The sequence below is a fragment of the uncultured Rikenella sp. genome (assembly GCF_910577125.1).
GTDB lineage: Bacteria > Bacteroidota > Bacteroidia > Bacteroidales > Rikenellaceae > Rikenella.
In genome coordinates this window covers 1-20,160 of record NZ_CAJTMN010000036.1, presented here as the reverse complement: position 1 = coordinate 20,160, position 20,160 = coordinate 1, and the positions used below count along the sequence as shown (strand labels likewise).

Annotated in this window: 17 protein-coding genes and 2 tRNA genes; 14 read left to right on the top strand and 5 right to left on the bottom strand. The window is 61.0% G+C overall.

The window, feature by feature from the left end; translation table 11 throughout:
- Nucleotides 1–912: 912 nt before the first annotated feature.
- Nucleotides 913–2,685, bottom strand: coding sequence for a chloride channel protein (locus QZ292_RS05465; protein WP_294598933.1), 1,773 nt, complete (start codon nucleotides 2,683–2,685; stop codon nucleotides 913–915).
- Nucleotides 2,686–2,909: 224 nt separating this feature from the next.
- Here QZ292_RS05465 and QZ292_RS05460 point away from each other — a divergent pair, with 224 nt between their 5' ends.
- A complete protein-coding gene (locus QZ292_RS05460) occupies nucleotides 2,910–3,056 on the top strand; it encodes a hypothetical protein (protein WP_294598930.1) in 147 nt (48 codons plus the stop codon).
- A gap of 156 nt (nucleotides 3,057–3,212) precedes the next feature.
- Nucleotides 3,213–3,617, top strand: a complete 405-nt coding sequence (locus QZ292_RS05455) for a hypothetical protein (RefSeq protein ID WP_294598927.1) — start codon at nucleotides 3,213–3,215, stop codon at nucleotides 3,615–3,617.
- Nucleotides 3,618–4,395: 778 nt separating this feature from the next.
- Here QZ292_RS05455 and rnc read toward each other — a convergent pair.
- From rnc to QZ292_RS05440, 3 genes are all read right to left on the bottom strand, one after another.
- On the bottom strand, nucleotides 4,396–5,124 hold the full coding sequence (gene rnc, locus QZ292_RS05450) for a ribonuclease III (RefSeq protein ID WP_294598925.1): 729 nt from the start codon (nucleotides 5,122–5,124) through the stop codon (nucleotides 4,396–4,398).
- Nucleotides 5,125–5,226: 102 nt separating this feature from the next.
- Nucleotides 5,227–6,495, bottom strand: a complete 1,269-nt coding sequence (fabF, locus tag QZ292_RS05445) for a beta-ketoacyl-ACP synthase II (protein WP_294598923.1) — start codon at nucleotides 6,493–6,495, stop codon at nucleotides 5,227–5,229.
- A 168-nt stretch (nucleotides 6,496–6,663) separates the two neighbouring features.
- Nucleotides 6,664–6,900: an acyl carrier protein gene (locus QZ292_RS05440; RefSeq protein ID WP_294593649.1), complete on the bottom strand. Its 237-nt coding sequence runs from the start codon at nucleotides 6,898–6,900 to the stop codon at nucleotides 6,664–6,666.
- Between the two features lie 156 nt (nucleotides 6,901–7,056).
- Here QZ292_RS05440 and purN point away from each other — a divergent pair, with 156 nt between their 5' ends.
- From purN to QZ292_RS05425, 3 genes are read left to right on the top strand one after another with little or no spacing between them, the layout of a single operon-like run.
- A complete protein-coding gene (gene purN / locus QZ292_RS05435; RefSeq protein WP_294598921.1) occupies nucleotides 7,057–7,659 on the top strand; it encodes a phosphoribosylglycinamide formyltransferase in 603 nt (200 codons plus the stop codon).
- A gap of 34 nt (nucleotides 7,660–7,693) precedes the next feature.
- The gene (locus QZ292_RS05430; protein WP_294598919.1) at nucleotides 7,694–8,422 is read left to right on the top strand and encodes a hypothetical protein; all 729 of its coding nucleotides are present in this window, start codon (nucleotides 7,694–7,696) and stop codon (nucleotides 8,420–8,422) included.
- 34 nt (nucleotides 8,423–8,456) lie between these two features.
- Nucleotides 8,457–9,233 carry a UDP-2,3-diacylglucosamine diphosphatase gene (locus QZ292_RS05425; protein ID WP_294598916.1) on the top strand — a complete coding sequence of 259 codons (777 nt, stop codon included), beginning with the start codon at nucleotides 8,457–8,459 and terminating at the stop codon, nucleotides 9,231–9,233.
- A gap of 25 nt (nucleotides 9,234–9,258) precedes the next feature.
- On the opposite strand, the gene QZ292_RS05420 is transcribed toward QZ292_RS05425, so the two are convergent.
- Nucleotides 9,259–10,482, bottom strand: a complete 1,224-nt coding sequence (locus QZ292_RS05420; RefSeq protein ID WP_294598913.1) for a hypothetical protein — start codon at nucleotides 10,480–10,482, stop codon at nucleotides 9,259–9,261.
- Nucleotides 10,483–10,579: 97 nt separating this feature from the next.
- On the opposite strand from QZ292_RS05420, the gene dnaG reads away from it, so the two are divergent.
- The 9 genes from dnaG (at nucleotide 10,580) to QZ292_RS05375 (ending at nucleotide 19,880) form a co-directional block, all read left to right on the top strand.
- Nucleotides 10,580–12,619, top strand: a complete 2,040-nt coding sequence (gene dnaG / locus QZ292_RS05415; protein ID WP_294598911.1) for a DNA primase — start codon at nucleotides 10,580–10,582, stop codon at nucleotides 12,617–12,619.
- Nucleotides 12,620–12,733: 114 nt separating this feature from the next.
- Nucleotides 12,734–15,187, top strand: coding sequence for a bifunctional aspartate kinase/homoserine dehydrogenase I (gene thrA, locus QZ292_RS05410; RefSeq protein ID WP_294598909.1), 2,454 nt, complete (start codon nucleotides 12,734–12,736; stop codon nucleotides 15,185–15,187).
- A gap of 49 nt (nucleotides 15,188–15,236) precedes the next feature.
- Nucleotides 15,237–15,307, top strand: a tRNA-Gln gene (locus tag QZ292_RS05405).
- A gap of 85 nt (nucleotides 15,308–15,392) precedes the next feature.
- Nucleotides 15,393–15,463, top strand: a tRNA-Gln gene (locus QZ292_RS05400).
- 208 nt (nucleotides 15,464–15,671) lie between these two features.
- On the top strand, nucleotides 15,672–15,818 hold the full coding sequence (locus tag QZ292_RS05395; protein ID WP_294598906.1) for a hypothetical protein: 147 nt from the start codon (nucleotides 15,672–15,674) through the stop codon (nucleotides 15,816–15,818).
- 317 nt (nucleotides 15,819–16,135) lie between these two features.
- Entirely contained in the window at nucleotides 16,136–16,297 is a 162-nt protein-coding gene (locus tag QZ292_RS05390; RefSeq protein WP_294598903.1) for a hypothetical protein, read from the top strand.
- A 417-nt stretch (nucleotides 16,298–16,714) separates the two neighbouring features.
- Nucleotides 16,715–18,028, top strand: coding sequence for a GDSL-type esterase/lipase family protein (locus QZ292_RS05385; protein ID WP_294598900.1), 1,314 nt, complete (start codon nucleotides 16,715–16,717; stop codon nucleotides 18,026–18,028).
- Entirely contained in the window at nucleotides 18,009–19,496 is a 1,488-nt protein-coding gene (locus QZ292_RS05380) for an MBOAT family protein (RefSeq protein WP_294598897.1), read from the top strand. The genes QZ292_RS05385 and QZ292_RS05380 overlap by 20 nt, the downstream gene beginning before the upstream one ends.
- Before the next feature lie 66 nt (nucleotides 19,497–19,562).
- Entirely contained in the window at nucleotides 19,563–19,880 is a 318-nt protein-coding gene (locus tag QZ292_RS05375; protein WP_294598895.1) for a hypothetical protein, read from the top strand.
- Nucleotides 19,881–20,160 lie beyond the last annotated feature (280 nt).

The following is a 20,160-nucleotide window of genomic DNA, read 5'->3' as shown; positions in this document are numbered from 1 at the left end:
CCCCGAAGCCGCTACGCGGCTTGGGCGACAAGGCCGGCGGTTCTGCGAACCGCAAGAGCTCTGCTCAATCCTTGGCCGTTTCGGGCTGCGCGCTCCGGGGATGGGCCGAAAGCCCAGCGCGCAGCCCCGGCGACCCTTCGGATCGCAAAAACTCAGCCCAATTCTCCCCCTGTTCGTCCTCGGCGCGCCTCCCCCGCGCCGCTATCGCGTCGCTGCGCCCGAAGACAGCGATTCTGCGAATCGCAAAAGCTAAGCACAAAACGCAGCCAACAGCTCCACCCAATTTTCCTTCTCCAGCTCGGCCCAGTGCGGCGCGAAAACCGCGAACGGTTTTCGCGCCCGAAGAACAGTCGCAGCCCAAAGCACCGCCCCGTGTCCGCCTCACTGCGGCTCCGCTGTCGCTCCGCCGCGTTGCCGTCGCCCGCTGGGATTTCATCTCGATTTTGCTCATCGCAAAACGAGCGAAATCCCTCTTTACGCGAGCAGGCGGTGCGTGCCGCACTCCCAATGGGCAGCCTCTACCCTAACAGGATAGAACTGCGCTCGGGCCGCGCGGGCCCCACGTCCCGTGGACGGGCGATGCTTACGCATCGCTGCGGCTGGGTCGGCCCAAATCTTCGCACCGTTCTTTGTTCGCGCGCCGGGCGATTCATTCTCTTTCGGCTTATCGCCGAAATAGTTGAATCGCCTCCTAAGGCGGCGGCGCGCGAGTGGTCTGAGGGGACTGTTCTTTTTCTGAAGAGCCGAGCAGCGTTACGTGAACAGAGACCGCTTGCGGGCTATGCCGAGTTAGCGTGAGGAAGCCTTCGGGCAAAAAGAGCCCAAAAGACTTCTGAGCGCATCCCTACGGGATGCTCCGGCCGGATATACCCGCAAACTCAAACAAACTCCAATGCGGCGCAGCAACACCCCCTACTCGTCACTCATGTGAGCCAGCTGCTCGCGATAAGCCGTCAGGAGTTTCGATTTCGAGATGAATCCCAGATAATGCCCCGCTTCGTCCACCACCGGCAAATTCCACGCCCGAGTCTGTTCGAACTTCTCCATCACGCTGCGGATCGGTTCATCCGGATGGATACGCTCCGGAGGCGGCGACATGTAGCGGGTCAATGGATTGACATACTTGTCAGCATCGAACATATCCGCCCGGATGTCGTCCATCGTGATGACCCCCATCAGCTCGCCCCGCTGACCGACCACCGGAAAAATGTTCCGATGCGTATGCTCCACCGCCCGGATCACATGCCGCAGCTTCCCGTTCAGAGGCACCGTTTCGAAATCATACTCGATCAACGGACGGGTACTGAGAAACTGCATCGTATTCTCGTCCTTGTTGCGCGTCAGCAGCTCGCCCCGCGCCGCCAGCCGTTTGGTATAGATCGAATAGGGTTCGAAATAGTAGCTCACGGCGAACGAGACCGCCGACGCGAGCATCAACGGCAAAAAGAGCACGAACCCGCCGGTGAGCTCCGCCACGAGAAACATCGAGGTAATCGGCGCCTTCATCACCCCGCCCATCACGGTCGCCATCCCCACCAGCGTGAAACTCGCCACAGGCAGTTCGGTCCCGAAAAGGCGATTGCAGACGATGGCAAACAGGTAGCCCTGCATCGCCCCCACGAACAACGACGGAGCGAACGTCCCCCCTACCCCGCCCGAAGCGTTGGTGAGGGTCATGGCAACGACCTTAAAGACCAGAATACCGGCCACATACAAGACGATCATCCAGAACGCATCGCGCCATTCGTAGAACAGCGACTGGTCGAACATCGAGGCCTGCCGGCCGGTCATCAACTGGGTAATCGTTTCATACCCCTCGCCATACAGCGGCGGGAAGACGAAAATCAAAGCCCCCAGCACCACCCCGCCGATCAGCACGCGGGAGCGCTGTTTCCTGATCGCTTTGATCCGGCCCTCGATCCGCATCGAGACGCTGGCGAAAAAGTACGAGACGCAGCCGCCCACCAGCCCCAGCAAGGCATAAAACGGGATCTCCTTCAAGGTGAAAGTCGGAGCGACGCCGGCAAAAAAGGGCTGCATGTCGACCAGCAGATAGGTGGTCGTGGCAGCGGTCACCGAGGCCAAAATCAACGGGACGACGCTGGTGAAGGTGAGTTCGAGCATCAGGACTTCGATCACGAAGACGAAGCCGGCAATGGGTGCCTTATACACGGCCGCGATCGCCGCTCCGGCTCCGCAACCCAGCAGGAGGGTGATGTATTTGTAGTTGAGACGCAGGAATTGTCCGACGGTGGAACCGATGGCGGCCCCGGTCAGCACGATCGGCGCTTCGGCTCCGACCGACCCCCCGAAACCGATCGTCGCGGAGCTGGCCAGCAACGAGGTGTAGCAATTATGGGGTTTAATCCTCGACTCGCGCCGCGAAATGGCATAGAAGATCCGGGTCACGCCGTGCGAGATGTCGTCTTTCACCCAATATTTGACGAAGAGCACGGTCACGGCGATCCCGATCATGGGATAGAGGAAATAGAGCAGGTTGGCGACTTCGATATCGGCCCAGGAGGTAAGTCCCTGTTTGATGAGGTGGATACAACCGCGCAGCAGATGCCCGGCGATGCCGGCGGCGATACCGACGACCACGGCAAGGATCATGATGAGCTGTCGTTCGGAGAGCCGCTTGGAGAAGCGCGTAAACCAGCGGTAGAGTGTTTCGGTGGATTTCAAGGCGAAGACTTGTTATTCCGGTCTATACCATCGCCGCCCGGAGAGTTCGATTACGCGGGGTGTATTTTCCTTTGTTCGAAGGTCGAGACGGCATAATTCGGGGCTAAGATAGCTATTTTTCGACTTCGGCGGTTTCGGCAGGAGGAGTACGGAGGCTGGCAGCAAATTCGTTCTCCGCCCCGGGCTTCCGCGACGCGGGCAGCAATGGGCGGTTAGGCGCTCCGTTGCTCGTCGGCAGCTATGGATACGGCTGGTCTTCCGCTACGAGCGGCATCGGAGGAGTGGGCTTTCATCTCTCTGCACAAGGTCTTAACTCCTGTTACTCGGGCTACCGCGGCCACGGTTTTCTGTTGCGTTGCCTCTCGGAATAAACGGGGTAGACACGGCCGCAGCGAAACGCAAGTTTCGCCCGTCCACGGGACGTGGGGCCCGCCCGGCCCGAGGGCAGTTCCGTCCGGGGCAAAACTCGACCGCGCGCCGACGCCTTGAAAGGCGATTCAACTGTTTCGGCGACGAGCCAAAACAGAATGAATCGCCCAAGGCGCGCGGACAGAGAACGGAACGGCACTTGGTCTGACTTTACGCGGGACGCCACGACGCCTTTAAACGGGACGTTCCCTTATTATTCCGATGGAGTTGCCGGGGAATCCTTCGGGAAAGGTGATTACAAGGCGACCAACGGTCGGTTGTACAAGGTAACCACCTCGGGAACGGGAACCCCGCTAGCCTGGGACCCCGCCCCGGGCGGCCGCGGCTACGGCGGGGGCGCGTTGTGGAACGTCGGCAACCGCGGGTTCAGCTGGTCGTCCACGTCCTACGGTTCGGGCGACCACTACCGTGGCGTGTACTTGGACTTCGGCGCGACGGAACTCGGCCCCAGCCGCGCGACGTACCGGGCCTACGGTCTTCCGTTGCGTTGCCTCTCGGAATAAACGGAAGACTCGACTGATTGGGAACTTCGAACCCGGGCTTGGGTCTGTATGATTTCCAAGTTCTGCGGCTCGCAGAGCCGCGCGGGCCGGAGCCACCCCAGGCGTAGGCCTGCAACTCGACGATGCTCGTTTCCGGCCTCGCTGGCTCCGGCCCGCTCCAACTCGCCCACCCCACAGCCAACAGCTATGCCCCATTCGGCCTGTCGCCCATCCCCCCGAAGCCGCTACGCGGCTTGGGCGACAAGGCCGGCGACCTAAAGGTCGCACGAGTTCAATCTAACTTATAGCCCCAAGTTCGGCCCATTCGTCCTCGGCGCGCCCCCCCCGCGCCGCTATGGCGTCGCTGCGCCCGAGGCCGGCGATTCTGCGCATCGCGCTACTCACTCTCGGCCCAAAGCTCGGACAAAAGCTTCAGCCCAAGCACTACCCCGTGTCAACCTCACTGCGGCTCCGCTGTCGCTCCGCCGCGTTTCGCGCGCCGGGCGATTCATTCTATTTCGGCTCACGCCGAAAAGAGTTGAATCGCCTCTTTAGGCGTGGCGCGCGTTAAGTCGCCCGCGGCAATTCTTGCCGGATTGGCTCACCGCCAATCGGCAGAATATGCCTTCTTATGCGGGCGGGCGACGGTCGAGCTTCGACTGCGCTCGGGCCGCGCGGGCCCCGCGTGCCCGCGGTGGGCAATTGGCTGGGTCGGCCCAAATCTTCACACCGTCCTCTGTCCGCACACCTCACGCTCCACAAGACTTATTCTATGCGCTGCGGCAATCCACCCATCCCATCACCCGATCCCGAGACGGTCATAAACGGCGTGCGCGGCAAGCTGTTCGGCCTCTTTTTTAGAGCGTCCGTCACCATAACCGGCTTTCTCGCCGTCGATCCAAAGCTCAGACTCGAAATGGGGAGCCAGTTCGACGTGGTCGGCACACTCCCGGCTGTGAAACGCAATATTCCGATGATGTTTTTGCCCCCACTCGATCATCCGGCTCTTGAAATCTTTTTCGGTCTGCTCCAGCGCCTCCAGATCCACATGACGGGCGAAGACCGACTCGATCAGAACCCGGCCCGTGATCTCGTACCCCCGATCCAGATAGAGCGCGCCGACCAACGCTTCGAATGCGTCGCCGTAGATGTTGTTCCGGCTCGCCACCAAACTCGACGGATGGGCGACGATCACGTCGTCGAGACCCAGCTCCAACGCCACCCTATTCAGGGTATCCCGACTCACCATCCGCGAACGCAGCTTGCTCAGAAAGCCTTCATTGGCCTCCGGATATTCGATAAAGAGGAGTTCCGAGACCACCGCTTCGATCACGGCGTCGCCCAGAAACTCCAGCCGCTCGTTGTTGACCGTCCGGCCGCCGTCCACAACCACCGAGGCGGAACGGTGCACCAAGGCCAGCTTGTAGAGCTCGACGTTATTCGGAACGATGCCGAAAATACGACGTATCAGACGGTAATAGGGTCGGTCTGCCGACGAGGGCCGGCGAAAAAGACGATGCCAGGGCATGGTGATAAGATGTGTCGGTGAAAAGAGCCCGGGCTGTCGCACGCAAAGCGCGACAGCCCGGAACCCGTATCAGCAATAGTGCGTTTCCTCGCAATCGAAAAACTACCGCACTTTCTTAAAGATGACGGTCGAGTTGTGCCCCCCGAAGCCGAAGGTATTGCTCAGCGCGCAGTTGATCTCCCGCCGCTGTGCCTTGCCCAGCGTGAGGTTGATTTTCGGGTCGATCTGCGGATCGCGTTCCGAGACGTTGATCGTCGGCGGAACAATCCCTTTGTCAATGGCCATGACACAGGCCAGCGCCTCGATAGCCGCCGCCCCGCCGAGCAAGTGTCCCGTCATCGACTTGGTCGAGCTGATGTTGACATCATAGACATGGTCTCCCAAAACGGAAACGATCCCTTTCATCTCCGGCAAGTCGCCCGCCGGCGTCGATGTTCCGTGGGTATTGATATAGTCGATCTCCTGAGCCGTAATCCCGGCGTCTTTCAGCGCCTCGCGCATGGCCAGAACCGCCCCCGCCCCTTCCGGATCCGGAGCCGTCAGGTGGTAGGCATCGGCGCTCATCCCCCCGCCGACCACTTCGGCGTAGATCTTCGCCCCCCGAGCCTTGGCGTGTTCGTACTCTTCGAGCACCAGAGCCCCGGCCCCTTCGCCCATCACGAAACCGTCGCGTCCCGTATCGTACGGCCGCGAAGCGGTGGCGGGATCGTCATTTCTGGTAGAGAGTGCCTGCATGGCATTGAACCCGCCGATCCCGGCCGGGTTAATCGCCGCCTCGGATCCCCCGGAGACGATCACATCGGCCTTCCCCCACCGAATGAGGTTCAAGGCGTCGATAAAGGCATGGTTAGACGACGAGCAAGCCGAAACCGTACAGTAGTTCGGCCCGCGGAATCCGTATTTCATCGAGATATGCCCCGCAGCGATATCGGCGATCATCTTCGGAATAAAGAACGGGTTGTACTTCGGCGTGCCATCCCCCTTGGCATAGTAGACGACCTCGTCGAAGAAGGTTCCGATCCCTCCGATCCCGGACGCCCAGACCACCCCGACGCGATCCTTGTCGACCGAATCCACGGTATTGTTTTCGCCATCCGCCAGTCCGGCATCCTGGACCGCTTCTTTGGCTGCCACGAGCGCGAATTGGGTAAAGCGGTCGTATTTCCGCGCCTCCTTACGATCGAAATGCTGGTTCGGATCGAACCCTTTGACCTCGCAGGCGAATTGGGTTTTGAATTTCGAAGCGTCGAACAGGGTGATGGTAGCCGCCCCGCTGACCCCTTTCTCGAGGTTCTCGAAGTATTCGGCGGTGTTGTTTCCCAGCGGATTGATCGTTCCGATACCGGTTACTACTACTCGTCTCAAGTTCATAAAGGATTTAAGTTGAATGGGAATGACCCGCCCGAAGAACGGCCGGCGTCCACTCTATTAGGAGAGCCGCCGGCGCGCGGTTCGGGTCAAAACAGAAACTGTTCCGAACGCTATATTGCTAAAGTGTCCGAAACAGTCTTATACTGAGTCTACAACCGAATCGGTCGCTTAGTTCTTTTTGCCTTCGATGTAGGTGATGGCGTCACCCACGGTAGCGATCTTTTCGGCGTCTTCGTCCGGAATCGAGATTTCGAATTCCTTTTCGAATTCCATGATCAGTTCGACGGTATCCAGCGAGTCAGCGCCCAGATCGTTGGTAAAGCTGGCGGTAGGAACCGCTTCCGAAGCATCCACGCCGAGTTTATCGACGATGATTTCGACTACTTTTGAAGAGATTTCAGACATAGTGTTCTTAATTTAGGTTTGACAATCGAAGTGCGTGTTTTCGGATCGAAGTGTTCACCCGACGCAGGACAAAAGTATGGTTTTTTTCTGAAAATCGGGCGGCGGGTCTGTTTTTTTTGTACTTTTATTTGCCGATTTCAACATAAACACCTCATTATGATTAACATAGCGATTTTCGCGTCCGGATCGGGAACGAACGCGGAGGCCATCATGCGACATTTCGGAGATTCGACGCGGGGGCGGGTGGCTCTGTTGCTCTCGAACCGCGCGGACGCCTATGCCCTGAAACGGGCCGAACGGTTCGGGGTGCCGACGGCGGTCTTCACGCGCGGGGAGTTCGGCGAACCGGGAGGACGGGTGGCATCGTTATTGCAGGAACACGGGATCGACTTTATCGTCCTGGCGGGTTTTCTGTGGCTGGTGCCTCACTATCTGACGGATGCCTATGCGGGACGGATCGTGAATATCCATCCGGCGCTGCTGCCGAAGTTCGGCGGGCGGGGGATGTACGGCGACCGGGTGCACCGCGCGGTGATCGAGGCGGGAGAACGGGAGTCGGGCATCACGATCCACTGGGTCAACGAACGGTACGACAGCGGGGACACGATTTTCCAGGCCACGGTGGCGGTGGACGCCGACGACACGGCGGAGACGCTTGCCGCGAAAATTCATGTACTGGAGCACCGCCACTTCCCGATCGTGATTGAACAGACAATAGCCGGTCTGCTGCCGCTCCGCACACAAGACCGCACCCGATAGACCTCGACCGATACAGAAAGAAAAGATGGACTCCGTGACAACCATATTGCGCCGCTACCTGCTCCAGTACCTTCCGGTGACACTGGAAGGGATAGGCACGCTGCGGACGCTGCGCAGCGGAGCGCAGTTCGCCACCGGGCGGCGGCTCGACCCGCCGCGGCGGATGCCGGAGCTGGTTCCGGAGGGCGAACCGCTGACGGACGACGAGGGGGGATATACGGAGGGGGTGCCGTTCACGGAGATCATCGCGGCGGAACTGGCCGTCGACCTGGCGACGGCGGCGGCATGGGAAGAGGAGTGGCGCGCTTCGGCCTGCGCGGAGGCGCAGGCGCAGGGGATGGCCGAAGGGTCGATGTGGCTCGACGGCGTCGGGACGATCGCCTTCCGGGAGACGGAAGGATACGACGGATATCCGGTGCGGACGGCGGAATTCTACCCCGACCCGGAATTTCTGGAGCTGCTCAACCCGCTGCCGGCCGAACCGCTGGTGCTGCCGGTGGGGCGTTGGCTGGCGGACGGCACGGCGATGGAAGAGGAGGCGCCTGACACGAGGGGATACGACCGGAGGGGGCCCCGCAGACACCCGGGGCCGGGACGACGCAGCGGCGGACGGCGGGGGCCGAAAGTATTGCCCCGGGAGCGGAATCCGCACAACTACACCGTCTCGTTTCTGGCCGTATTGATCGCTTTGGGGGCGCTGGGATATGTCTGCTATTACGTGTGGACCTACACCGACTGGCTGAGCGACCTGCTGCCGCGGTAACGCGACACCGGACCCGGCCGACTATCTTCATTTTATGGCATACTATTTCGCATCCGACGTCCACCTGGGACTCTCGTACCGCGGCGAAGATCCGCGGGAACGGGAGCGGTGTTTCGCGGCATGGCTCGACGCCATCGAGGCGGATTGCGAAGGACTTTTTCTGGCGGGCGATATTTTCGACTTCTGGTTCGAATACCGGCGGGTGGTGCCCAAGGGTTTCGCTCGGACGCTGGGCCGGCTGGCCGCGTTCTGCGACCGGGGGATACCGGTGCACTTCTTCGTCGGGAACCACGACTTGTGGATCGGCGACTACTTCGCCGACGAGATCGGCATGACGGTGCATACGGTTCCGGAGGTGTTCGAACTGTACGGAAAACGGATTTTCGTGGCGCACGGCGACGGGCTGGGGAAGAGCGGCGACTGGAAATACACCGTGCTGCGCCGGATTTTCCACTGCCGGTGGCTGCGGCGGGTGGCGTCGGCATGGCTGCATCCGAACGCGATGATGCGTTTCGGGCGGTGGTGGTCGTCGCACAACCGGCACGGGAGGACGGAGGGGGTGGCGCACGTTTTCCGGGGCGAAGAGGAACCCATCGTGCGCTTTGCGCGGGTCTACGCCGCGGATCATCCGGAGACGGATTACATCGTCTGCGGGCACATCCATACGCCGGTGGTGCACCGGTTGGGAAGCCGGTGCGAGGTGGTGATCCTGGGCGAGTGGATCGAGCGGCCGGCCTATGCCCGGCTCGACCGCACGGGAGACGGGGTTCGGATGGAGCTCGTCACATGGCCGGAGGGCGACTCTCTATAATAGCAAGGTATTCCCGAGACTTACATTAGAATTTGAAGCGGGCCAGCAGCGTGACCCGATGATTCTGCGAATTTTCGTACCGATCCACCGGCCGGTAGTGCGCGTCGAACGTCCGGCCCCACGAAGCGAGGCTGTACATATACTCCAGCCCGAACGAGAGCTGTTTGTAGTGGTACCACAGGCGCGGCGAGAGGCGGAAATACCAGTCGATCCCCTTGTCCGGAATCGCCGCATCGGCCAGGTCGATCTCCCGGCCCGACCCTAAGTTTTTCGTCCAGCCGGCCAGCAGACCCGGCTGCCAGCCCTTCATGATCTTCGTTTCGAACCCGACCCACATGGCGATCGTCTGCGTGGTCGTATAGCCGTAATCCTTCTCGCCGCGCTCCACATCCCTCAGCAGCGGCCCGTACCCGCCCAGCATGTTGAGCGTCGAGAGATCTTCGCCCCACATCGCGAAAGCCGTCAGTTTGTGCCCTCCGCCGAAAGTGTGGAGCCCGAAAATCGACGCATTGAAAGCCGTCACCCGCCGGTGCGTGCGGATCGAATCCACGGTCAGGTTGCGCGGCCGGATCGACTTCACGGCCCCGCTGACGCTCACCTTCGTCCGGTTGTCGCCGACCGTCAGCCGCAGCGCGAAATCGGGCACCAGCCCGTAGGCCTGCGCCTCCCCCTCCGCACCGGCATAAAAACCCGCCGCCACGCTCAGGCGGACGATCTCACCGAACTTTTGCGAAAAGCGGATCTGGGGGATTCGCGACAACGGATTGAGCGGCGTGCCGGCGCCGTGCGCCACCGTGTTCGGGAAGACCTCCTCCGGCACCGAGAGGTTGTTGGTCTGGCCGACCATCAGCCGGCTCCGCTTCCAGTTCAACGAAATGTAGGCATGCCGCAGCCGCAGCACGCCGATGTTGTTGCCCGACCCCATGAAGTCCGTTTCGATGTATCCGGCGGCCTCTCCGCCGAGTATGTCGGCGGCCGTGGCCGTGAAATGGAGCCGCGAATTGGCCACCCCGAACCGCAGCGAATTCTCCCGGTGAATGTCCTCCCCCTGCGCGTTGTAGGCCGGCGCCAGCGGGAAATAATAGAAAATCCCGTTGCTCGAGGCCTTGGAGGTATAGGAGTCGTGGAACAGCTGAGCGTCGATGCGCCCCCCGAACCTGAATTTCACCCGTTTTTCAGTGCTTTCGGCAGCCCGGACACAGGCGATGCCCAGCAGGGTCGAAATAAAAACGGAAAGGATTCGTTTCATGCTTCGGAAGAGATGAGAATAGGGTGCAAAAATAATATTTCCCGGAAGAAGAGCGACCCGCCGACCGAAGCCTAAAAACCGTAACTTTGCTCCCGTTATGATCGACCGCCAGACCGTAGACCGAATTTTCGCCGCCGCAGACATCGTGGATGTGGTGAGCGACTTCGTGACCCTGAAGAAGAAAGGGGTCAACTACCAGGCCTGCTGTCCGTTCCACAACGAAAAGACCCCCTCGTTCGTCGTCTCGCCCTCCAAAGGGCTCTACAAATGCTTCGGGTGCGGCAAGGGCGGCAACGCCATCAGCTTCGTGATGGAGCACGAGGGGCTGAGCTACGTCGAAGCCCTGAAGTGGGTGGCCAAGAAATACGGCATCGAAGTCCGCGAGAAGGAGCAGACCCCCGAAGAGCGCCAGCGCAACGACGACCGCGAGAGCATGATGATCGTCACCTCGTGGGCCAACCAGTACTTCGAGGCCCAGCTCCGGACGCCGGAGGGGGAGAGCATCGGGGTGAGCTACTTCCGGGAGCGCGGCTTCACCGACGCCACCATCTCCAAGTTTCAGTTAGGTTACTGCCCGGCCAAAGGCGACGCCATGACGCAGGCCGCGCTGGGCGAGGGGTACCGGGAGGAGTTTCTCGTCGGCACCGGGCTCACCATCAAACGCGAGGCCATGAACGGCGGGGGATACTATGACCGTTTTTGCGGGCGCGTGATGTTTCCCGTCCATTCGCTCTCGGGCCGCGTCATCGCGTTCGGAGGACGGACCTTGCGGACGGACAAGAAGGTCGCCAAATACCTCAACTCGCCCGAGAGCGAGATCTACCACAAGAGCAACACCCTCTACGGCATCTACTTCGCCAAGAAGGCCATCACGCAGTTCAACCGCTGTATCCTGGTCGAGGGCTACACCGACGTGCTCCAGATGCACCAGTCGGGGGTCGAGAACGTGGTAGCGTCGTCGGGGACATCGCTGACGGTGGAGCAGATCAAGCTCATCAAACGGTTCACCAAGAACGTGACGGTCATCTACGACGGCGACGCGGCGGGGATCAAGGCCTCGATGCGGGGGATCGACATGATTCTGCGCGAGGGGCTCACCGTGCGGTGCGTGCTGCTGCCCGAGGGCGAAGACCCCGACTCGTTCGCGCGGGCGCACAACGCGACGGAATTGCAGGCCTATGTCGAGGAGCACGAGGAAGACTTCATCTCGTTCAAGACGCGGATCCTGCTGGGCGACGCGGCCGAAGACCCCATCAAGCGGGCGGAGGTGATCTCGAGCGTGGTGGAGTCGATCGCCACGATTCCGGAGGCGATCACGCGGTCGGTCTTCATCCGGGAGTGCGCCCGAAAGCTCGAAATCGACGAAGACATCCTGATCCGCGAAGTGGCCCGGAAGCGGGTGACGATGGTGGACGGACAGGCGGGACGCGAGGCGATGGACAACCAGCGGCGCAAGGAGCAGTTCCTGCAACGGCAGACAGCCGATCCGAACGCCGTTCCGAGCTTTTCGCCCGAGGAGCCGGCCATGGAGCCGGCCGCCCCGGTCGACCTCGCCCCGAAGCTCAGCTTCGCCGAACAGGGGCTCAACCGCGAGCTGGAGCAGTTGGAACGGGAGTTGGTGGGCTACCTGCTCAAATACGGCGGCGAGAACTTCGACTTCGAGATGTCGCCTACGGAGATCGTTTCGCTGAGCGTGGCGGAGACCATCATCGGCGACCTGGAGCTCGACCGCATCGAGATGCACAGTCCGCTCTGCCGCCAGATCTACGAAGAGTACGTCCGGATCTACCACGACGAGAACCGGGCGCCGGAGGTGAACCGATTCATCAACCACCCGTCGGCCGAGGTAGCGTCGTTCGTGGTAGACCTGCTGACCGAAGAGGAGACCTACTCTCCCAGCCGGATGTGGGAGCGCTACGAAATCCGTGTCTCCACCGAGCGGGAGCGGCTCGGCGAGGCCATCCCCAAGGCGATCACGATTTATAAGTCGAAAGTGGTCAGTTCGATCATCGCCTCGCTCCAGAAGGAGCTGCTCGGCATCCAGACCATGGAGGAGGCGCAGGAGATCATGCAACGCCTCGGAGCGCTGAACGAACTGCGGAAAAGCATCTACGAGAAATACCTCCGCACCGTCTGATTCCGGAGCCGCCCTCCCCTCTTTTTTCCGCCCGCCTCGCCTCCGGATGGCTGATATTTCCGGCAAAATGCCTATCTTGCACGCTTCAACCACCGAACGAATCAGCCACAGACGATGAAAGTCTTCAAATTCGGCGGCACCTCCGTAGGTTCGGCCGCCGGTCTGCAAAATATCCGGGAAATCATCGCCCGCGAACCGGGCCGCGTGGCAGTCGTAGTCTCCGCCCTGGGCGGCGTCACCGACCTGCTGCTCTCCACAGGCGCGACCGCCGCACAGGCCGATCCGGCCTACTGCGACCGGTACGAATCCATCTGCCGGCGGCACCGGGAGGCGATCGCCGAGAGCGTGCCGGCCCATCTGCAAGAGGAGACCCGTGCGCAGGTCGAGGCGCTGCTCGAAGAGCTGGGCAATATCCTGCGCGGCGTTTTCCTGATCCAGGATCTCTCGCCCAAGACGACCAACACCATCGTCGGCTACGGCGAGCGGCTCAGCTCGCTGATCGTCAGCCGGATCATCGACGGCGCCGTGCTGCGCGACGCCCGCGCTTTCATCAAGACCGAACCCTACTTCAACAAACACATCGTCGACTTCGCCCTCACCAACGAGCTGGTGCGGAGCACCTTCGCCGACGATGCGCGGGTGAGCGTCGTGCCGGGCTTCATCTCGTCGGACAAGACCACCGGCGAGGCGACGACGCTGGGACGCGGCGGCTCGGACTACACGGCCGCCATCATCGCGGCGGCCGTGGGAGCCGAGGCGCTCAACATCTACACCGACGTGGACGGCTTCATGACCGCCGACCCGCGGGTGATCGACAAAGCCTACCTGATCGAGTCGCTGACCTTCGTCGAGGCGATGGAACTCTGCAACTTCGGCGCCAAGGTCATCTATCCGCCGACCATCTTCCCGGCTTACAACCGGAATATCCCGATTTATATCCGGAACACCTACCGGACGGAGTGCCCGGGGACCTACATCTCGCGCGAGGTGACCGTCCCGGTGGCCGGACGCGGCGACATGCACAAAGCGATCAAAGGGATTTCGTCGATCAACGACAGCTGCCTGCTGACCATCCGCGGGCTGGGGATGTGCGGCGTGATCGGCGTCAACTACCGGATATTCAAGGCACTGGCCAAGGCGGGGGTGAGCGTCTTCATGGTCTCTCAGGCATCGAGCGAGAACACCACCTCGATCGGCGTCCGGCGCGACGACGCCGAACGGGCCCGGGAGGTACTGAGCACGGAATTCGCGCAGGAGATCGCCACGGGCGAGATCGACGAGATCATGCTGGAGTGCGACCTCGCGACGGTGGCGATCGTCGGCGAGAACATGCGCCACTGTCCGGGGATCGCCGGCAAGCTGTTCGGGACGCTCGGCCGGAACGGGATCAACGTCATCGCCTGTGCGCAGGGGGCCAGCGAGACCAACATCTCGTTCGTCGTCAAGGTCGAGAGCCTGCGGAAGACGCTGAACGTTATTCACGACTCGTTTTTTCTGTCGGAATACCAGGTGCTGAACCTCTTTCTGACCGGCGTCGGGCTCGTAGGGGGCTCGCTCATCGAGCAGATCCGCTCGCAGCAGGAGGTACTGTTGCGGACGAATGCGCTCAAAATCAACGTCGTGGGAATTTCGAACTCACGGCGCAGCATTTTCGACCGCGACGGAATCGACCTCGCGCGGTACCGGGAGCTGCTCGAAAACGAAGGCGTTCCCACCACACCGCAGACCATCCGCGACCGGATTACGGAGATGAACATCTTCAACTCGGTCTTCGTCGACTGCACGGCCAGTCCTGCGGTGGCGGAGATCTACGGCGACCTGCTGTCGCACAACGTCTCGGTGGTGACGGCCAACAAAATCGCCGCCTCGTCGGCTTACGAGCACTATGCGGCGCTGAAGAACACGGCCCGGACGCGGGGTGTCAAGTTTCTCTTCGAGACCAATGTGGGGGCGGGGCTGCCGATCATCAACACGATCAACGACCTGCGGCACAGCGGCGACACGATTCTGGGGCTGCGGGCCGTGCTGAGCGGGACACTGAACTACATCTTCAACGTGCTGTCGGAAGAGATTCCCTTCAGCCGGGCGGTGGCGATGGCCAAAGAGGCGGGCTATGCCGAACCCGACCCGCGGATCGACCTCAGCGGGACGGACGTGGTGCGCAAACTGGTGATTCTGGCCCGCGAATCGGGCTATGAGGTGGAACAGGCGGATGTGGTGAAGAACCTCTTCGTTCCGAATTCGATTTTCGAGGGTTCGACGGAGGATTTCTGGGCCAAGGTGCCGCAGCTGGACGCGGAGTTCGAACGTCAGCGGCGCGTGCTGGCGGCCGAGGGGAAACGGTGGCGGTTCGTGGCATTGATGGAGAACGGCCGCTGTTCGGTGGGGCTCGAGACGGTCGAGGCGGGCCACCCGTTCTACGACCTGGAGGGGAGCAACAACATCATCCTGATCCGGACGACACGCTACGACGAATATCCGCTCCAGATCAAGGGGTACGGTGCCGGAGCTTCGGTGACGGCGGCAGGAGTCTTCGCCGACATCATGTCGATCGCCAATATCCGATGATTTGGCGGTTTCGCAGAAAAACGCTATTTTTGTGGCGCGAAAGCGGTTCTGACCCATGGTGTAATGGTAACACAGCAGATTTTGGTTCTGTCGTTCCAGGTTCGAGTCCTGGTGGGTCAACACTTTTTTTGCAGATTTTGTTGCGGGTTTCATTCAGACGCATTAAATTTGCAGCGTCTTCCGAACAGGAGCGACACATTTTTATTGACCCGTGGTGTAATGGTAACACTACAGATTCTGGTTCTGTCTTTCTGGGTTCGAATCCTAGCGGGTCAACACACATTCCTTGCCGACGGCATCCTATTTAGCGGTAGGATGCCTTTTTTATTGCCTATCGGCAAGGCATTTACGTTCTTTCATTCCCGGCAGTGAACCGGTCCGAGGCTCCCGACTATCGGAGCGCGGGGAATTGGAGCAGAAGCCGCCGGCACGTTCAGGCATGGCGCCCGCCCCGGGCTACCGCTACGCACCCTCGGGCGGTCCGGTGGGTGTCGGCAACGACAGCTATAGCTGGTCGTCTGCGGTAAGCGGTATCCACGGGCAGTTCTTGTGGTTCAACACGCAGGACCTCGATCCCAGCAACGCGAACTACCGTGCCCACGGTTTTCCGTTGCGTTGCCTCTCGGAATAAACGATGCGTGCCGCACTCCCAATTGCCATCCTCTACCCCAACGTTGGCCGTGTCTACCCCAAGGCCGCCTCCACCAATTGGGCCGACCCAGCCGCAGCAAAACGCAGTTTTGCCCGTCCACGGGACGTGGGGCCCGCCCGGTCCGAGGGCAGTACCCTCCCGTAGGACAGTCGCCCGCCCCGCTTAAAGAGGAATTTCACTCGTTTTGCGGTAAGCAAAACCGAGATGAAATTCCTGCGGGCGACTGAAACAAGATTTCCCCAGGCGCGCGAAAAACAAGCCCCGCCCCGGGCTACCGCCATCGGGATACGGGCACGTTGTGGCTCATCGGCAGCAGCGGAAACAGCTACTCGTCCACGCCCTACGATTCGGACGACCACTACCGTGGCGTATACTTGAGCTTCAACGTGACGGGGCTCCTTCCCAGCCACACGAGCTTACGCGGCTACGGTCATCAGTTGCGTTGCCTCTCGGAATAAACGGAAAGAGCTCCTGCGCCCCGCAGGGGCGCGCGGGCCGGACGCCTCCCCCTCGGGAGGCCCGCAACACGCCGCTCACACGCCGAGAATTGCGGCACCTCCCGGGCGCCGGCCCTGCCTTCGTGTCTGCCCCTGCGGCTCCGCTCCCGCTCCGCCACCTCATTTCCCGCGCGCTGGCGGAAATCTTATTCAAACGCGCATTACGCGTTTGAATGATTTCCTTTTCCAGCAGTCGCGCGCGGTCGAGCTTAGTGCCGGATGGAACTGCCCTGCGCGGGCGGCGGCCGGGTGACCCCGGCGGGACGGAGCGAAACTACGTTTCGCTAAGGCTGTGTCGGCAAAACTCTTTGTACTGTTCCTTGTCGCCCCAAAAACGCACCGCCGACTCGAAATAACAGACTTTAAGTATCGAACCAGATGCTGAAACATATCATTTACAGCGTACTCGCCGCCATCATCACACTGAGCAGCTGCGGCGCTGAAAGCCCTCAGGCACAACAGGAAACGGAAACCGCTCCCTCCGACTCCGTGTTTATCGCCTCCTACGCCTTTGTCGACACCGCCGCAGACACCTTGTGCGACCCGTCCGATCACCTTGCCGCCTTTTACGCCAAACTCCGGCGGCTCGACCGCCTGCGTCTGCCCGTCTCGGACACCGCCGACTCGACAGCCGAAGAGGCCGTCCGACGCATCAATATCATCCAGTTCGGCGACTCCCACATCCAGGGCGGCGTGATCCCCGACGTCATCATGCGCCACCTCCACGCCCGGTTCGGCAATGCCGGACGCGGCATGATCGTGCCCCACAAACTCGGCGGCAGCAACGAGCCCCGCGACTACGCCATACGACCCGTTCCCGGCTACTCCGGCGAATGGAGCTGCGCCCGCATCGTCCACGGGAAAGGAACCGCCCAGCCCATCGGAATCACCGGCATCGCCGTCCAGAGCTCGCAGGCCGAAAACCGGCTCCTGCTCTGCGCCCTGCCCACCAACGACACCCTCGACTACCGCTTCAACAAAGTCCGGGTCTTCCACGGGAAATACGCCCCGATCATCGAAGCCCCCGACAGCCTCTCGGCCGGCATCGGGACACCCGACATTATCTACGACTTCAACACCGACATCGACCTCGTGGAGAGCGTCGATTCGCTCGAACTCCACACCTATGCCGACGGGAAATTCGCCCGCGGGCCGATCTACGGATTCTCGCTCGAAAACGGACACGACGGCATCCTCTACCACGCCATGGGCGTCAACAGCGCCTGCTTCCTGCACTGGGGACGGCAGGAAGAGGTCATCCGCCAGAGCACCGCATTGGAGCCCGACCTGATCATCCTCTCGATGGGCTCGAACGAAGCCGCCGGCAGCAACTTCAACGACGACGTCTTCTACCGCGAAATCGACCGGTTCGTCGCACCGCTGCGGGAAGCCAATCCCGGAGTCGCCATCCTGCTGACCTCCCCCGCGCAAGCCTTCAAAAAGGGAGAACCCAACCCCAACTTCGGCCGGATCAGCCGCACCCTGAGACGCTATGCCGAAGAGCAGGGCGTGGCCTTCATCGACCTCTACGCCGCCACCGGAGGCGAAGGATCGGCCCTCAACTGGGCCGACCACAACCTCATGGCCCGCGACAAGATACACTACACGGCCGAAGGATACCGCATCCAGGGTCTTCTGATTTACAACGCACTTTACAACGGATACATCGGTCATGGCTCCACAGCTCAGTAACCTCCTCGACCTGCTGAAATACAATCCCGCCGAACCGCTGCTCTTCACCAGCGGTCTGTTCCTCTTCCTCTTTCTGGGATTCACCTGCTTCTACGGCTTCATGCGGCGCACCGTCACCCTGCGGATCGTCTACGTCACCCTCTTCTCGCTCTACTTCTATTACAAGACCAGCGGTATTTTCTTCCTGCTGCTGCTCTTCACCGCCACGAGCGACTTCTTCATCGGCCACTTCATCGCCACCGCCCGGCGCCGAGGAGCACGGCGAGCCTGGGTGGCGCTGAGCGTCTGCATCAACCTCGGGATGCTGGGTTACTTCAAGTACACCAACTTCCTGATCGACATCGTCAACAACTTTCTGGCCGACCCGCTCGAATTCCGGAACATCTTCCTCCCGATCGGGATATCGTTCTTCACCTTCCAGTCGATGAGCTACATCATCGACCTCTACCGGGGGAAAGTCCGGCCGCTGCACCGGTGGATCGACTACCTGTTCTACATCTCGTTCTTCCCGCAGCTGGTGGCCGGGCCGATCGTGCGGGCCCGGGACTTCATCCCCCAGATCCACCAGCGGCCGCTGACCGTCAGCCGGGCCCAGTTCGGTGAAGGAGTCTGGCTGATTCTATGCGGGCTGTTCAAAAAGGCAGTGATCTCGGACTTCATCAGCCTTAATTTCGTAGACCGGATTTTCGACAACCCGATGCTCTACACGGGACTCGAAAACCTGATGGGAGTGCTGGGCTATGCCATGCAGATCTACTGCGACTTCTCAGGCTACTCGGATATGGCCATCGGGATCGCGCTGCTGCTCGGTTTCCGGTTCAACGCGAACTTCAACTCGCCGTACAAGTCGGCCACCATTACCGAGTTCTGGCGGCGGTGGCACATTTCGCTTTCGAGCTGGCTGAAAGACTATCTCTACATCTCGCTGGGGGGAAACCGCAAAGGGCGGCTGCGGACGTATGCGAACCTGATGATCACGATGCTGCTCGGCGGGCTGTGGCACGGGGCGGCGATGCGTTTCGTCGTGTGGGGCGGGCTGCACGGCGCGGGGCTGGCGAGCCACAAACTGACGATGCACCTGGCGCCGGGATTTAAACCTACGGGGGCCGAGATGCCGCGCTGGCGCAGAGTGATCGGGATTCTCCTGACGTTCAGTTTCGTTTGCGCGACCTGGGTCTTCTTCCGCGCCGAATCGATGGAGGTGGCCGGACAGGTCTTTTCGCAGATCTTCACGGCCTTCCATCCGGAAATTTTCTGGGACTTCGTGGTCGGATACAAATGGGTGCTGCTGTTGACGGTACTCGGGTACGTGCTCCACTTCACGAGCGACCGGGTCGAACAGCGGACTTTGCAGGCGGTACAGCGTCTGCCGATCGTGGTGTATGCCCTGATGACGACCGGTTTGATCTGGCTGATCGCCCAGTTGAGCAGCGGCGATGTGCAACCGTTCATTTACTTTCAGTTCTGACGGCCGGCGCAAAAACGCGGCACTTGGTCTGACTTTACGCGTACGACCGATGCCGACCAGCCGTTATTGGGCAATTTCCCGTACTATTCGGATGGCGTAGCTGGCGAAAAGTATGGTTCAGGTAATTACAAGGCGACCAACGGTCGGTTGTACAAGGTAAGCAGCGATGGCACCTCGGGAACCCCGCTCGCCTGGTACCCCGCCCCGGGCTACCGCACCTATCACTCGGGGGCGTTAGGGCTCGTCGGAAGCAATAGCTACAGCTGGTCTGCGACGATTAGAGAAATCACCGGCAAGGGGTTGGGTTTCGATATGATTTGGCTCAATGCCGGAGCTGAACGTAATCGTACTTACGGTTTTCAGTTGCGTTGCCTCTCGGAATAAACGGGGCCGAGGCGGTCTTAGCGAAACGTAGTTTCGCTCCGTCCCGCCGGGGTCACCCGGACGCCGCCCGCGCAGGGCAGTTCTATCCTGTTAGGGTAGAGGCGGCCATGTCGGAGTGCCCGAAGGCACCGCGCGCCGACGCCTTAACAGGAAAATCATTCAAAAGCGTTGCCCGCTTTTGAATAAGATTTTCCAAAGGCGCGCGGACAAGAACCGCGAACAAGAAACAAGGTCGAACCCCTGCGGCTCGAAGAGCCGCGCGGGCCGGAGCCACCCCAGG